The 16137-nt window shown below is 43.5% G+C and carries 15 protein-coding genes; 11 read left to right on the top strand and 4 right to left on the bottom strand.

Translation table 11 applies throughout. The features are described from left to right. The gene (locus PQR79_RS11525) at positions 1–2316 is read right to left on the bottom strand and encodes a putative bifunctional diguanylate cyclase/phosphodiesterase (RefSeq protein WP_238106597.1); all 2316 of its coding nucleotides are present in this window, start codon (positions 2314–2316) and stop codon (positions 1–3) included. A gap of 186 nt (positions 2317–2502) precedes the next feature. Between PQR79_RS11525 and PQR79_RS11530 the strand changes: the two genes are divergently transcribed. Further along, on the top strand, positions 2503–2694 hold the full coding sequence (locus PQR79_RS11530) for a hypothetical protein (RefSeq protein ID WP_274408501.1): 192 nt from the start codon (positions 2503–2505) through the stop codon (positions 2692–2694). A 372-nt stretch (positions 2695–3066) separates the two neighbouring features. On the opposite strand, the gene pepB is transcribed toward PQR79_RS11530, so the two are convergent. After that, the gene (gene pepB / locus PQR79_RS11535; protein WP_238106596.1) at positions 3067–4344 is read right to left on the bottom strand and encodes an aminopeptidase PepB; all 1278 of its coding nucleotides are present in this window, start codon (positions 4342–4344) and stop codon (positions 3067–3069) included. A gap of 159 nt (positions 4345–4503) precedes the next feature. Here pepB and sfsA point away from each other — a divergent pair, with 159 nt between their 5' ends. From sfsA to PQR79_RS11575, 8 genes are all read left to right on the top strand, one after another. Continuing rightward, a complete protein-coding gene (gene sfsA / locus PQR79_RS11540; protein WP_238106595.1) occupies positions 4504–5208 on the top strand; it encodes a DNA/RNA nuclease SfsA in 705 nt (234 codons plus the stop codon). Between the two features lie 138 nt (positions 5209–5346). Then, positions 5347–5787: an RNA polymerase-binding protein DksA gene (dksA, locus tag PQR79_RS11545; protein WP_238106594.1), complete on the top strand. Its 441-nt coding sequence runs from the start codon at positions 5347–5349 to the stop codon at positions 5785–5787. 127 nt (positions 5788–5914) lie between these two features. Continuing rightward, a complete protein-coding gene (gene gluQRS, locus PQR79_RS11550) occupies positions 5915–6802 on the top strand; it encodes a tRNA glutamyl-Q(34) synthetase GluQRS (RefSeq protein ID WP_238106593.1) in 888 nt (295 codons plus the stop codon). A 235-nt stretch (positions 6803–7037) separates the two neighbouring features. After that, positions 7038–8348, top strand: coding sequence for a polynucleotide adenylyltransferase PcnB (locus tag PQR79_RS11555; RefSeq protein ID WP_238107191.1), 1311 nt, complete (start codon positions 7038–7040; stop codon positions 8346–8348). A 2-nt stretch (positions 8349–8350) separates the two neighbouring features. Beyond that, on the top strand, positions 8351–8836 hold the full coding sequence (folK, locus tag PQR79_RS11560; protein WP_238106592.1) for a 2-amino-4-hydroxy-6-hydroxymethyldihydropteridine diphosphokinase: 486 nt from the start codon (positions 8351–8353) through the stop codon (positions 8834–8836). A gap of 66 nt (positions 8837–8902) precedes the next feature. Continuing rightward, a complete protein-coding gene (gene panB / locus PQR79_RS11565; RefSeq protein ID WP_238106591.1) occupies positions 8903–9697 on the top strand; it encodes a 3-methyl-2-oxobutanoate hydroxymethyltransferase in 795 nt (264 codons plus the stop codon). 77 nt (positions 9698–9774) lie between these two features. Then, entirely contained in the window at positions 9775–10629 is an 855-nt protein-coding gene (panC, locus tag PQR79_RS11570) for a pantoate--beta-alanine ligase (protein ID WP_238106590.1), read from the top strand. A 612-nt stretch (positions 10630–11241) separates the two neighbouring features. Then, a complete protein-coding gene (locus PQR79_RS11575; RefSeq protein WP_238106589.1) occupies positions 11242–11760 on the top strand; it encodes a DUF4124 domain-containing protein in 519 nt (172 codons plus the stop codon). Positions 11761–11779: 19 nt separating this feature from the next. Here the strand turns inward: PQR79_RS11575 and PQR79_RS11580 are convergent, their stop codons facing one another. After that, positions 11780–11977: a YheV family putative zinc ribbon protein gene (locus PQR79_RS11580; RefSeq protein ID WP_188920256.1), complete on the bottom strand. Its 198-nt coding sequence runs from the start codon at positions 11975–11977 to the stop codon at positions 11780–11782. Between the two features lie 148 nt (positions 11978–12125). On the opposite strand from PQR79_RS11580, the gene PQR79_RS11585 reads away from it, so the two are divergent. Together PQR79_RS11585 and PQR79_RS11590 are read left to right on the top strand one after the other, a co-directional pair. Further along, on the top strand, positions 12126–14042 hold the full coding sequence (locus tag PQR79_RS11585; protein ID WP_238106588.1) for an ABC transporter ATP-binding protein: 1917 nt from the start codon (positions 12126–12128) through the stop codon (positions 14040–14042). A gap of 33 nt (positions 14043–14075) precedes the next feature. Next, on the top strand, positions 14076–14522 hold the full coding sequence (locus PQR79_RS11590) for a TIGR02444 family protein (RefSeq protein ID WP_238106587.1): 447 nt from the start codon (positions 14076–14078) through the stop codon (positions 14520–14522). A 16-nt stretch (positions 14523–14538) separates the two neighbouring features. Here the strand turns inward: PQR79_RS11590 and PQR79_RS11595 are convergent, their stop codons facing one another. Further along, positions 14539–16125 carry a GMC family oxidoreductase gene (locus PQR79_RS11595; protein ID WP_238106586.1) on the bottom strand — a complete coding sequence of 529 codons (1587 nt, stop codon included), beginning with the start codon at positions 16123–16125 and terminating at the stop codon, positions 14539–14541. Positions 16126–16137 lie beyond the last annotated feature (12 nt).

Below are 16137 nucleotides of genomic sequence, written 5' to 3' on the forward strand. Positions count from 1 at the left end.
CTAATCGGTCAGTCCCAATGCCTGTCTTTCTTCTGTGGTGACAATACTGATCGAATCGGTTAACCAAGGGGTGCGAATACCACTGGTTAATTCGGCCAGTCGGGTCGGTTTATTAATGGCGTAGCCCTGAGCGTAATCGACACCGATATTTCTTAAATACTCGCCAATATCAGTATTTTCAACAAATTCGGCAATCACTTCAAAGTTCATGTCTTTACCCAACTGGCATATGGCCGCCACAATGGCTTTATCGCTACGATTACTGCATAAATTCACCACAAATTGACCGTCAATTTTAACGTAATCGACATTAAGGCATTTTAAATATGCAAAACTTGAAAAGCCTGAGCCAAAATCATCTAGAGCCAATTTACAACCAAAAGGTTTAAGCAAATCAATTAAGCCTGTGGCTTGATCTAACTGACTGACCGCGGCGGTTTCAGTAATTTCAAAACACAATTTATCCACTAACTCTGGCTCAACCATCAAACGCATTTCGAGCCAACTCATGAACTTTTGGTCAGCTAATGACATTGCAGACAAGTTAACGGACACCATAGATAGTTGTCGCCAAATCTCAAGATTGTCACTGCCCCACTTGAGCAAATTATCGATAACCCAACTATCGACTCGCGAGGCTAAATTGTAACGCTCTGCTGCGGGTAAAAATATCCCTGGCGACACATAGGTGCCGTCGCTTTGCACCATGCGCAGCAGGATTTCCATGTGAATGCCGTTTTCTTTTTTATCAAGCGGTTCAATCAATTGATAAAACAACTCAAATTGATTTAAAGCTAGTGCACCCGTAATGTCCACCGAGGCCAACATTTGGTTATACATGGTATGCATTTGCGGATCGTCTGGATTATAGAAATGCCAACGATTTCGGCCTTCTTCTTTTGCTAAACGGCAAGCTGCATCTGCTTTACTCATCACGCCATAAATATCTGGATCATCATAATCTACCTGAGCAAGGCCAATACTGGCACTGACATTATGCTTAATGCCTTTCCATGTAAACTCATGCCCAAACAGCTGCTGGCAAATACGTTTTGCCACCAATTGCGCCGAGGTCGCGTCTGAATAGTGCATTAACAAACCAAACTCATCACCACCTAAACGTGCAACGACATCACCTTTACGCAGTAATTGTTTGAGCCGAGTAGCCACTTGTTGCAGTAACAGATCGCCAGCTTGGTGACCGCTAAGATCGTTAACAACTTGAAATTGATCAAGATCGAGAAACGCAATACAGGCAGGCACATGATCATCGTCTTTTTGCAGTTCATCAAGCATGTTTTCGAACTGCAATCGGTTAGGTAACCCGGTAAGCACATCATGATTAGAATGAAACGACAGCTCATCGGCTAGTCGGTAACGTTCAGTCACATCTTCAACAATCAAGAGTAATTGTTGCTGGCGATTTAGTGCATGACAAAAACTGAATTTGTACCAATGATTTTTAATGCCATTTTTCAGCGGGATCTCACACCAAGCCTGACGCAGAATCCCTTCCCTCACGATATGCAATGTATCGTTAAGTAGCGGGTGGTCTTCAGGGCGTAAAAGGTCAAATAAATTATCATTCACCTTAATCGATAGTGTGCTCTGCCAGACATCATTAAGCAGAACCACATTGTTATGTAAATCAACTAATGAAGATGCCATAGGCAATAATTGAAATAACTCTTGGTATTGCTTATCTTTGCTATCAAGCACCACAGCTAAACGGCGTAACTCCAGCGATGACGCTAACTGATAAGCGGTGTCATCAAGGAATTTATTTATAAATGCTTCTGGATCGCTCTGTTGTTCAGCAATCGTTGTTTTATCTGCCACACACAAGGTGGCTAATACAACCTTAACATTACCGACACGGGTTACAGGGCTTATAACAAACCGCTTACAGTCAATTTTTAGTGAGGAAAACGTTTGCTGTAAATCCTCAAAAATTAATGGCGGTGTGGTAGAGGCGCTCTTATTATCGGTTGCGGAATAATTGATGGGATGGGGATGAGTCAGCAGGGTTTCACACAATTGACGATTGTTATTGATGCTTTGATTAAACAACACCTGAACATCTGGCGAGTGGCTAAAATAGCTCACACATTGTTGCTCTGTCGTATCAATAATATCACTGTCTACGGCAAACACTTTATCAAACTGGCTAGTGATAACAAAGGCGGCACTACATTCTAGTCGAGTACAAACTAGTTTAAGAGCACTATTGAGCAGTTCTAACACCGAAGTATTATTCCCTTCAATAGGTCCATTGGTGAATACTCTTTTCAATAGTTGCTGGGTGCTATCTGCCATTCATCAACTCAGTCAAGGTTTGCAATTCAATTTGCTCAGGGATAAAAACGTGCGCTATTTTATCGTGAAGTTTCAATTAAAGTGTAGTTTAGACGTTCAACAATAACGATGTTAGTTTTGTATCAAACTGTATTAGTAATCTATTCACGTTTGAGTTTCAACCTATTACTAATTAAGGTGGCGCTTATGCACATTGCCTCACCGCAAAGATTATTTGTTTGTTTTAGTTTAGCCAAACCGCAAATAAAGCAAACATCCTTGACACAGCTTGAACTTGCGCGTGCCCTAAACACTAAAGCTCGGCCGGTTAACCAGCATAATTTACGCATGACACTCGGTTTTTTGGAGAAAGTAGATCCGACCAGTTACCTTACATGAATTGATGCAGTAGATGCCGTATCGAAAATACACTTTAGCCAAATTTTACCTTCCTTGGCATGTTGGCCCGATAATCTGCTTAACTGGCCAAAAAACGCAACCAATAACCACCATGTCACATGCGAACACTGAGATAGCCCAAAAAATATACACCCTATGTGAGTGTATTGCGCCATGTTAGCACGCAGCCATTCACTAAATTGCGATGCACAACAAAATTACCACTCGAACCAACACATTTACATTTGTCGCAATCGGGCAATCATTCTCACCAAGTTAACGAATTAATGTTAAGCATCTTGGCCCTTAGCACAGTAAAAAGCCGCAGATAATGAAAAATCATCACCTGCGGCTAAGTATCACTGCACGGCTTTACTCGTCTTTTAATAGCTCAGCAATGGTCAGTACGCCATGTGTCGTTGCTCCCGCTGCCCACAATGCTGAAGCTGATGACTCAAATGCAGCAGCTAAATCAACGTGTAGCCAATTTGCTTCAGGTGACACAAAACGCCACAAAAAACCAGCAGCATTTGATGCACCGCCAGCTCCACCACCTTTTACAGGACGACTGTTTGCCGTGTCTGCATAGGCCGATGGACACATATCTTTATGCCAAGGGTCTAACGGTAAAGGCCATACGTTTTCAGACACTGCAGCAGCACGTTTTTGCGCAAGTTGAAGTGTGGCCGTTTGCGGTGAGAAAATTGCATTGTAGTTAGAACCTACAGCCATAACTGCGGCGCCAGTCAGAGTGGCTGCATCAATAATTAATGGTGCGCCAGTATCTGATGCAGCCTGCAGTCCATCGGCTAACACTAAACGGCCTTCGGCGTCAGTATTCACAATTTCAACCGTGGTGCCATTTTTATAGGTCAAGATATCGCCTAACTTAAATGCTCGACCACTCACTAAGTTTTCAGCGCAGCATAAAAACAGTTTCACTCGCTTGTTTAAACCGGCTTTCATCGCCAAGCCTAATGCCGCTGTAACGGTTGCCGCCCCGCCCATGTCGCATTTCATGGCCAGCATGCCTTCTGATGATTTTAGGCTATAACCGCCTGAGTCAAAGGTAATCCCTTTACCGACCAAGGCCACAGAAACAGGCGCGTCTGCTGCAAGCGGATTAAAATCAAGCTCAAGCAATGCCGGTGGACGCTCACTGCCACGACCCACAGCGTGGATACCCACCCATTTTTTTTCTAACAGTTCTTGGCCTTCAACAATATTAAAGCTAATTTTGTCACCACCAATGTCTTTTAACCAGGCAGCTGCTTGGGTTGCTAACCCTACAGGCGATAAATCTTCAGGGGTATCGTTAATGAGTTTACGGGCAAATTGTGCCGCTTCAGCACGCTGAGTCAAAGTCGCTTGATCAGTATCACTGCCACACCACAGCACTTGATAGCCCGCTTTTGCAGTAGCAAAACCTTGCGCAAATGCCCACTGAGTGTGAACACTCCACAAATCACCGACTAACTGCACAGCATTGACGCCTTGATTACGTATTTTCCGTGCTGCCATCTGAACTTGACGCAACTCGTCTGTGTCAGATAAATGAATCAAAGCTTGAGCACCTTGATATGTCACATCAGCCTTGCCCCAATGGGCTGCGGGAGCTTCTGTGGTGAGCGTTACTGTCATAATGTCCATAATGATTCCTTGTTGTACGCCAAACGGCGCAAATACTCTAGGGGCTACCTAGCTAACATAATACGAGCTAATGGCAGTAGTGTAGACAAAACATAATCGATAAACCAAGCTAAAATTTGTTAGCATTGTTGTAAATCAACTCATGGCATATTGATACGCATGCAATTTGAACCCAAATTAGAAACAGGTGTTTTACTCAAACGTTATAAACGCTTTTTGGCCGACGTAGCCTTACCCGATGGACAAGTCATCACGATTCATTGTCCTAACACGGGGTCAATGAAAAATTGTTTATTTCCGGGAGAGCCAGTTTGGTTTTCAACCTCCGATAACCCCAAACGTAAATACCCTCACACATGGGAACTAATGCAGACAGATCAACAACATCTCATCGGCATCAATACCGGACGCGCTAACGCCCTCGCAGAAGAAGCCATCAATCAACATGTTATTACAGAACTTCAAGGCTATGACACGTTAAAACGCGAAGTAAAATATGGTAGTGAAAATAGCAGAATCGATATCTTGCTCACTAGCCAAACCTTACCAGAGTGCTATATTGAAGTGAAGAGTTGTACATTGCTAGAAGACCAAGTGGGCTATTTTCCTGATGCCGTCACAACGCGGGGACAAAAGCATCTACGCGAACTAATCCATATGGTCACAATGGGCCACCGAGCAGTATTATTGTTTGTGGTACAGCACAGTGGCATATCGACCGTAAAACCCGCGCGACATATTGACCCACAATACGCAGACTTACTTGAACAAGCCGTTGCTAAGGGTGTTGAAGTGTTAGCATATAAAGCTGAGCTTTCACCACAAGGGAGTCAATTAATTCAACCTTGTAATGTGATGTTCTGAACAAAAAACACTGAAATACTGAGTAAAAAATTTGCCTAGCTATACAGATTCTGCTATAGATAGCGGCCGTAAAAATAAGACATAGCGGCCGATAAATTAAGACGCCCTTAAAACGCAAATGATTACAGGAGATGCGTTATGCCTGAAGGCACTAAAACACTTGGCGTACTCGCTATTGCTGGTGTAGATCCTTACCAGGAGTCAGCTGGTGAAGAGTATATGAATACCAAGCAACGTGGTCACTTTAAACTGATCCTCGAAGCATGGCGTAACCAATTGCGTGAAGAAGTCGACCGTACGTTAACTCACATGCAAGATGAAGCTGCAAACTTCCCAGATCCTGTTGACCGTGCAGCACAAGAAGAGTTCAGCTTAGAACTACGTGCTCGCGACAGAGAACGTAAGCTGATCAAGAAGATTGAAAAGACATTACAGAAAATTGAAGAAGACGATTTCGGTTTCTGTGACTCTTGTGGTATCGAAATTGGTATCCGTCGTCTTGAAGCACGCCCTACAGCCGATCAGTGTATCGATTGTAAGACGCTAGCTGAGATTAAAGAAAAACAAATGGCGGGTTAACCCGTGTTTTATCAGGGCGAGATCATCTCGCCCTCTTGTTTGCTTTAATCAAAAAATAAACCGCGTAGTAGCGTAACCACAAATGGATTACGCCTATGCGAATTTTTCGACTAAAAAATTCATCCTCATGAGCACACCTGAGTACATTGGACGTTTTGCACCCTCTCCCTCTGGGCCATTACACTTTGGTTCTCTGATTGCTGCCTTAGGCAGTTACCTTCGTGCACACAGTCAACAAGGCCAATGGCTTGTTCGTATTGAAGATATAGACCCCCCCCGTGAAATCCCAGGTGCCAGTGACGATATTTTGCGTACACTTGATGCCTATGGTCTACATTGGCATGGCACAGTGTTATGCCAGCATCAACGTCATGACGCTTACCAACAGCAAATAGATGAGTTAATCCGTCATGATCAGGCCTACTTTTGTCAGTGCACTCGCAAAATGATTCAAGCACATGGAGGCATATATGACGGCCGCTGCGGTTTATGTCAGCCACGCCTAACTGAAGGGGCTATTCGTATCCGCAATCACGCCAGAACCAATAGTTTTAATGACTTAGTCCAAGGAAAAGTCACGGTAGACGAGCGCTTTGCCGCAGAAGATTTTATCATTAAACGCAGTGACGGCTTATATGCCTATCAATTAGCCGTAGTGTTAGATGACGCTTATCAAGGTATTACCGAAGTCGTTAGAGGGTGCGATTTACTTGAAGCCAGCTGCCGGCAAATCAGTTTATTTTCAATATTAGGCTTAGGTGCGCCACAATGGTTACATTTACCATTAGCGTGTGCTCAAAAAGGCTTTAAATTATCTAAACAAAACCATGCCCCTGCAATAAACACAAAGCTGCCACAAGCCAGTATCTCTGCAGCATTAAGCTTTTTAGGCCAGCCAGAAGTCGATGTAGATTCAGTCGAGGTGATGCTACAACAGGCGGTGGCACAATTTAGCCTAGATGGGATCCCAAAACACAAAGAAATCGTATTAGCAGCAACAAACCTGGCAACTTAGTTAATAAATGCAATCGTGGTTTGTATATAAGCGGTTTTAGCCACGTTGCACATATACTCATTGCATCACATTTAATGTATTATACCCGCCAGATTTTTATTCAATTTATTCGAGTATCACGAGGTGTATTATTTTTCGCCGTATTAGCCAATTCTGTAAACAGCTATTTGAAGACAACAAAGTAGCTCCAGCACTTGAAGAACCCATTCAAGAAGATGGCTTACGTCTGGATATTATCTCCAGAGATGGTCACTCAATTTCACGTCGCCAAATTAGTGAAAACGCACTAAAGGTGCTTTATCGTCTAAACAAATCTGGCTACAAAGCCTATTTGGTCGGTGGAGGCGTGCGCGATATCCTACTTGGTCTACAGCCAAAAGATTTTGACGTGGTGACCAATGCCACCCCTGAAGACATTAAAAAGCTGTTCAGAAACTGCCGATTAGTTGGACGTAGATTTAGACTGGCTCACATTGTATTTGGTCGCGATGTAATCGAGGTCGCAACGTTTCGTGGCCACCATGGTGAAACGGACGATAAAATATCCAAATCAAACGCTGAAGGTCGCTTGTTGCGCGACAATGTTTACGGCGAAATTGACGAAGATGCAGAACGTCGTGATTTTACCATCAATGCACTTTATTACGATATCAGTGACTATTCTATTCGCAGTTATGGCGGCGGTATTAGCGATCTTCACTCTCGTACTATAAAACTCATCGGCGATCCGGAAACCCGTTATCGTGAAGACCCTGTGCGTATGCTACGTGCCGTTCGCTTTGCAACCAAACTGGATATGCAAATCGACGCAACTACTGCGGAACCAATCAATGCATTAGCGCCATTATTAAGCGACATACCTGCGGCGCGTATGTACGAAGAAGTGCTCAAACTTTTCTTTGCCGGTAAAGCACAAGCCAATTATCAAATGATGCAAGATTTTGGATTGTTTGCGCCATTGTTCCCGCAAGTGAGCGCGTTAATCAGCGAATCTCCAAAAGGCCATACAGCCAAAATGCTTGATGCTATTATGCGCAATACCGATTTACGCGTAAGCCAAGATAAACCTGTCACACCCGCTTTCTTTTATGCGGCCATTTTATGGTATCCGTTGAAGCAGCGTGCGGATGATATTGCCATTGAAAGCGGATTAACCCATTACGATGCACACGTAGCCGCTATGGGTGATGTCATGGAGCAACAATGTCGTACCATTAGTATTCCACGCCGCTTTAGTACACCGGCCAAAGATATTTGGCAGTTACAATTACGCCTTGAGCGCAGCCAAGGCACACGTGCCTTTAAACTACTAGAAAACCCTAAGTTTAGAGCCGCGTACGACCTACTGTTATTAAGAGGCGAAGCGGAAGCAGGCAACACAGCTAAAATTGCAGCTTGGTGGAAATCTTTTGTCGAGGCAGACGAAAATGAGCGGGGTGATATCGCCAAAAGCGTCAATAAAAGCAGTAACAGCCGCAACCGTAATGCGCCGCAGCGTAAACGTCGTCGTAAACCTGCGGCTCAACCTAAGCCAACAGCTGAGTAGCCATGGCAGTACAAGTTTATGTGGCGTTAGGGGCAAATTTAGCCAATCCTACACAACAATTAGATGATGCCGTTAACGCGCTAACATCATTAGCAGAAAACAGCTCACTGATTGTGTCTAGTTATTATGGCTCAGCGCCGATGGGAGATGTTGTACAACCTGACTACGTTAATGCTGTGGCAGGTTTTATGACATCATTATCTCCCATCGACTTACTCGATGCATTACAACACATAGAACAACAACAAGGACGCGTAAGGCTTCAACATTGGGGGCCACGGACTCTCGATTTAGACTTACTCCTTTACGGGCAACAGCAAATATCATTGCCACGACTCACTGTGCCACATTACGGCATGAAACAACGCAGCTTTGTATTAATACCCTTAGCAGACATTGCGCCTACCCTCACACTACCCTGTAATACGAGCCTTGAAAGCCTGATTAGTGTGACAATGCGCGATGAATTGCAAAAGCTTATCGAGTAGAGTTGATCTTAACCGGCAGCAGATTAAGCTCAGCTTTTTAGTATTTCAATTTTTAAAGAGTCTACTATGTCAAAAGTCACCAGTTCGACCCTAATCAAGTTCAAACAAGAAGGCAAAAAGTTCACCGCACTAACAGCCTATGACGCCAGTTTTGCCGGCGCATTTGACAGCGAAGGTGTTGATGTATTACTGGTGGGCGACTCACTGGGCATGGTACTACAAGGACATGACGATACACTTCCAGTTACGGTTGCGGATATCGCTTATCACACAGCTTGTGTTAAACGCGGTATTTCACGCTCGCTATTAATAGCCGACATGCCTTTTATGAGCTATAGCACCCCACAACAAACCATGGAAAATGCTGCGTTGCTAATGCAAGCTGGCGCTAACATGGTGAAAGTTGAAGGCGGTCACTGGTTACTTGAAAGCGTAAAAATGCTCACAGAACGCGGTATTCCAGTATGTGCACATTTAGGATTAACACCACAATCAGTACATGTATTTGGTGGCTTTAAAGTACAAGGCCGTGATGCCGAAAATGCCCAACGTATTCTTGATGAAGCGAAAGCACTGCAAGCCGCTGGTGCGCAATTATTAGTGGTTGAATGTATCCCACCACAATTAGCTAAAGCCATTACCGAAGCCCTTACTATTCCTGTGATTGGCATTGGCGCAGGTGCTGATACCGACGGACAAATCCTCGTGATGCACGATGTTTTAGGTATTTCGAGCGGCTATATTCCACGTTTTTCTAAAAACTACCTCAAACAAACTGGTGAGATCCGTTCAGCCATTCGAGCCTACATCGACGAGGTTTCTGCTGGCACTTTCCCTGCTGAAGAACACACATTTAATTAGCCAAAAACTCACCCGCTTGCGCCGCTGAATGACAAGGCCGCGCAAGCGCGTTTATTTTAGTAAGGTTCGACAATAACATGATTACTACCGCTGCCATTTCAACCATTCGCGAACATGTCAAAGCTTGGCACACCAAAGGCGAAACCGTTGCTTTTGTCCCCACCATGGGCAATTTACATCAAGGTCACATCACCCTTGTTAATGAAGCTAAAACCCGTGCAGATCACGTGGTAGTGTCTATTTTTGTCAATCCAATGCAATTTGGTCCTAAAGAAGATTTAGACGGTTATCCTCGCACGCTCGAACAAGACAGCGAAAAGCTAATCGCAGCCGGTGCCGAATTATTATTTACTCCCACGCCAGAGCTTATTTACCCTAGAGGTTTAGCTCAACAAACCTTTATCGAAGTACCAGACATTGGCGATGAATTGTGCGGTGCAAGTCGCCCAGGACATTTTCGAGGGGTGGCGACCATTGTCGCCAAACTGTTTAATATTGTTCAGCCAGACATGGCGTTGTTTGGACGTAAAGATTTCCAGCAATTAATGATTATTAAAACCATGGTTGAAGACTTATCAATGCCAATCGAAGTCATTGGCATTGATACCATTCGCGAGGCATCTGGCCTCGCAATGAGTTCACGTAATGGCTATCTCACTGCCGATGAAAAACACCGTGCCGCAACATTGAAGCGTACTATCGATGACGTGATAAATGCCGTACAGCACGGTCAAGATCACCGCCAAGCCATCGCCCAAGCCGAGCAACAACTTAAGGCTGCCGGCTTTACCCCAGATTACTTTGAGCTCAGAAGCGCTGACACCCTCAGACAAGCCAATGAAAATGACAACCACTTAGTGGTCATTGCTGCCGCATACTTAGGTAAAGCGCGTTTGATTGATAATGTGTCATTTTCTCGCCACCCTAAATAACAATCATTGTTAAATAGACGAGCATTTTCGCTAAGTTAATAAAATAAAAAACAAAGATTATTCGTTTATATAAAAAATCCATTGTCAAAAAACTGGTTTTATCGATAAAATTGAGCCATATTTAATCAATCCAGCGTCATGGAGAAACCATTGTCGTTGGGTGATTACGTGAATACGATTGATATGTAGTCAATATCCGGTAGCCCGAATGGCGAATGTCTTACTTTAGTAAAGTAAAACTATGTTAACCTGATCAATTGTTAAGTTGATTAACATTGCTCCGCAGACAGTTAAAATATGGAACGATACCGGCAAGAGTGAACACGGTGAAAGGGTTTGTGAGTCGACACGGTAGTCAACGAGCTAAGTCCAGTGATGGTGGTATCAATATCGTAAGCACCAAACTCAGGTATTAATACCAATCAGGATAAACAAGTGATCAGATATTACGTAGGAAAAATCGCTTAGAACAAGGCAGAAATTGCCGCGAGGTAGTTGTTCTACCTTCAAAATTTCTAACGACGTTATAAGCGATGTTAACCAGTAAGCATGATCACATTTTTGTGCTGATTGGTATAAGTCAAAAAGTACAGCAAAAGGATGTGTGGCCGCATGGCGAAAAGACTGTTATTCATTTTGTTGGCTTTGAGTGTGTTTAACGCTCAAGCTAATACTATTTACAAATGCATGAAAGACGACAAAGTCGTGTTCAGTCAAACCGTATGTCCGCAAGAATTCCGCCAGCACAAAATTGAATACCAATTAGGTATTACTACCGAAATCGACTCTGACAAACGTGAAATTAAAGAAGATCCGCTAAAAGCTTTACTTAACAAACAAACCATTTCTAAAGAAAAACTACTGCAACTGCTTGATGGTGAGATTTATCGCTTAAAGCAAGAAAACAGCTATTTTGAAATTTTACGCGCCAGCGAAATTCAAAAACTAGATCGTAAACGTTACTGGCAAACTAAGCCAAAAGAAGACCCAAGTTACGGTTTAGAGTTGCAAGAAATTACCGATCGCTTTAATGATTTAACCAAAAATAATCTCAATGTAATCAGGGTATTGAATCAGCATAAATTGAAAATATCTGCTGAAACGCCCCCTGATGAATATATGAGTAATTAAACTTAGCGATCAACGCCCATTAATCTGGCTTAAACACCCCAATCATACTGCCGCTGGCTTTTTTCGGCACTTCAATATCGGTTTGTAAGGCGCGGTAATCACAATCTGTGCATTCTACGGTTTCAATACCATTTTCTTTAAACAACAAAATACTGTCTTGTGCACCACATTTAGGGCATTTCGCCCCAGCAACAAAGCGCTTTTTGATTTTAGTCATGATTTTCTCTACGTCAATTTACCTATCAAAGTATATACGGCTATTTTGCCTTATTCACCCACATGAGTCCCGCGATTGTGGGAAATAAATTGCAGATGCGATATCATCTACGCCATTATTCTATTGTTAAATATTCAAGTTGTAATTAATGATCAACATTAGCCAAGCTCAATTAGTTCGCGGCAGTAAAACCCTTCTCGATGAAACCTCACTGACTATCTACCCTGGTCACAAAGTCGGATTGGTCGGTGCAAACGGCACCGGTAAATCATCATTGCTTGCATTAATATTGGGCCATTTACATCTTGATAAAGGCGACTTTAGCTTACCTGCTGGCTGGCAAATTGCCACTGTCGCCCAGGAAACTCCAGCACTTGATGTATCAGCTCTTGAGTATGTGCTTGATGGCGATGTGGAGTATCGTCAACTCGAAGCTCAACTCAACCAAGCTCAGCATGACAACGACGGCAATGCCATAGCCCTTATCCACGGAAAAATTGATGCCATTGGCGGTTATGCCATTCGCGCACGAGCTGGGGCATTATTAGCCGGCTTAGGCTTTTGTGAAGCAGAACAAAGTCACCCAGTAAAAAGCTTCTCTGGTGGTTGGCGTATGCGCCTTAACTTAGCTCAAGCTCTGTTGTGTCGTTCAGATTTACTACTGCTCGATGAGCCAACCAACCACTTAGACTTAGATACCATGTACTGGCTTGAAGGTTGGATTAAATCGTATCAAGGCACGCTAATTCTTATCAGCCACGACCGGGACTTTATTGATGGCATTGTTGATGAAATTGTGCATGTTGAAAACCATAAATTAAATTTCTACAAAGGTAATTACAGCGCTTTTGAACGTGTACGTGCTGAACGCATGGCACAACAACAAGTTGCCTTTGAACGCCAACAAAAAGAGCGTTCACACATGCAATCGTTTGTTGATCGCTTTCGTTACAAAGCCAGTAAAGCGAAACAAGCCCAAAGCCGCTTAAAAGCGCTAGAGCGTATGGCAGAGTTATTACCATCACAGGTTGATAATCCTTTTCAAATGGCGTTTAGAGAGCCTGAAGCATTGCCTAATCCATTGGTAGTCATGGATAAAGTATCGATTGGTTATGGCGAAAAAACCATCCTAAAACAAGTACAGCTTAATCTAGTGCCTGGTGCTCGTATCGGTTTATTGGGTCGAAATGGCGCAGGTAAATCAACGCTGATCAAATTACTTTCAGGCCAACTGCAAGCCCAAACAGGTAAGTATCAGCCCAACCCAGGGTTAAATATCGGTTATTTTGCTCAGCATCAAATTGAGTTTTTAAGCTTAGATGATTCACCCTTACAGCACTTAGTTCGCTTGGCGCCGGCCAGTACGCGCGAGCAAGAGTTACGTAACTTTTTAGGGGGATTCGGATTTAACGGTGACATGGCGTTAGCCCCAGTAAGACCGTTTTCTGGTGGCGAAAAAGCGCGTCTAGTACTGGCATTGTTAGTTTGGCAACGCCCTAACCTGCTGTTACTCGATGAGCCCACCAACCACTTAGATCTCGAGATGCGTCATGCATTAACCATGGCGTTACAAAGTTTTGAAGGTGCCATGGTGATTGTATCCCATGACCGTCACTTATTACGTCTTAGTTGCAGTGATTACTACTTAGTTGACCAAGGTGTAGTGAAGTCTTTTGAAGGCGATTTAGATGATTATCATCAATGGTTACTCGATGCAGCCAAAGCAGCACAAGCTAACAATAAGAGCGAGGCACAAACGCCCGCAGGCGATCAAATCGATAAAAAGCAACAAAAGCGCATTGAAGCAGAGCTGAGACAAAAAACCTCACCGCTTAAAAAGCAACAAGCCAAGTTAGAAACTCAACAACAAAAGATTTCACAACGATTAGCTGAATTAGAGACAGAATTGGCCGATGGCAGCTTATACGAAGCGGCAAATAAAGCCAAAATGACTCAAGTGCTTAACGAGCGCACCAGCCTGACACAGGAAATGGACGAAAGCGAAATGAATTGGATCGAGCTGCAAGAACAAATTGAAGAGATTGAACAAGCTGTTCAACAATAACCTTGTTTTTCCTTAAACACCTTAGGAAATCTCATGCAAACGACACTCAAACGCCCAATATTCACTCATGCATTATGGCATCAATGCGAACAGGTTTACAGCCAAAACCCAAGTGCCTATATCCAACTGCAAGATAGTTATCAGGTTAACGTTAACGTCTTACTCTTGGCACAATATCTTGATCAAAAAGCCTTTTTGTTGTCAGCAGAGCAATGGCAAAGCATGTTGGCTGTTATCGAAAAATGGGAAGATTCAGTATTGATGCCTTACCGTAAATTACGCCGTATTGCCAAAAGGCATTTGGCAGAAGATGAATACCAAAAAATGCTCGACGTTGAATTAATTATGGAACGTAAATCGCAACAGCTATTATTACAAAAGCTTCACATATTAGAGGGCAAACCTTTAACGAGCCCAAGAGTGAACAATAATGTAAATGCTTACTTGGGGATTTATGGATTAGATGGCAGTTTACTCTAATCCATAAATCATACGTTTATTTTGGGATTAACCTTTGCGCTAGCGAAGTCGCATTACGCGCAACAATACCATAAATAGATAACTGTGGGTTGGCCCCAAGGCTTGTCGGAAATACAGAACCATCCATCACAGACAAGTTTTCTAAATAATGTGAATGACCATAACTGTCGACCATCGCTTGGGTTTTATCTTCACCCATGGCACAGCCGCCCATCACATGCGCTGAGGCGACAATGGTTTTGATTAACCCTAAATCAAGCTGGTTAATACCTTGTTTAGCATCATTCCAAGAGTCAAAGAAACTGAGACCATCATGCATTGGCAGGACTTTTTTGGCTCCCGCTGCAAATTGTAATTCTGCCATTGATAAAAAGGCACGCTTTGCGCCACGCCAAAATCCTTCGGTTAACGGATAATCAACAACAAAACTGTCATCGGTTAACCGCACTTGTCCACCAGGGCTTTGTTCATTAAAGCCGTCACGGATCAGCGCTATGGTCACCTGCATTTGATTAAAGTTTGCCATTAATTGCGCATGGCTTACCCCATAACCAATCGTTTTAGAGGCTATCAATACCGGATGCACTGGCGCAACTTCTAACTTGTATCCTAATTCGCCTGCGGCACCGTCTTGCCAAACAAACTCATCAGAATAAATCGATTGTGGCGCACCACTATGGCCATTAATTTGTTCAGAAAACATCGCGCCAGATAATAAAGAGGGGTGCAAAAAGGTTTTACCGAGTTGCTTGTGAGGATCTGGGGTGTTTGAGCGCATTAAAATGGTTGGCGTGTGAATTGCGCCAGCACTCAAAATATAATGTTTGGCAGTGAAAGTTATGGTTAACGCTGTCGGTTTAAACCCTTCGGTCATTGCTTGGGCGGTGAGCCCAACAACCTTGTCCCCTTTGTGCTCAAGTTTAACAACTTTGGCCCGTGAAATTAACGTCGCACCGTTATCTAACGCACTTGGGATTGTTGTTAACAACATAGATTGCTTAGCATTAACCGGACAGCCCATGCCACAATACCCAGTATTCCAACAACCTTTGACGTTGCGTTTAATCACGGTATATTCCCAACCGAGCTTCTCACATCCCTGGCGAAGTGCAGCGTTATTGCGGTTTGCTTCATATTGCCATTGTTCTATATTGAGCCGCTGCTCCATCTTTTCAAACCAAGGCTGTAATTCAGTGGCCGATAGCCCTTTAACAGATTTAGCTTGTTGCCAAAAATCTAAGGTTGGTTCAGGGGTACGAATTGACGTTGTCCAATTGATGGTTGTTGAGCCACCCACTGTGCGTCCCTGAAAAATGCCAATGCCTTTATCAGCCGTTTTTAATGCTGCAGCCTGTTGATATAAATTAGGATAAGCATGGCGCTCCTCCATATCAAAGTGCGTCGACGATTTAAGCGCGCCACCTTCAATCATAATGACCTTAAGGCCCGCTTGCGATAAAATTTCAGCCGCAGTACCGCCACCAGCCCCCGTGCCCACAATCACGACATCGGCCTCAAAATGACGGTTTTTCTCTAAAGTACTAGCATCAATATGGTGCCAACCTGAACTTAACCCAGAGATAATAGGATCAATAATAGCCACGAGAATACTCCT

Origin of the sequence: Shewanella metallivivens (assembly GCF_028750675.1) — a bacterium.
GTDB lineage: Bacteria > Pseudomonadota > Gammaproteobacteria > Enterobacterales > Shewanellaceae > Shewanella > Shewanella metallivivens.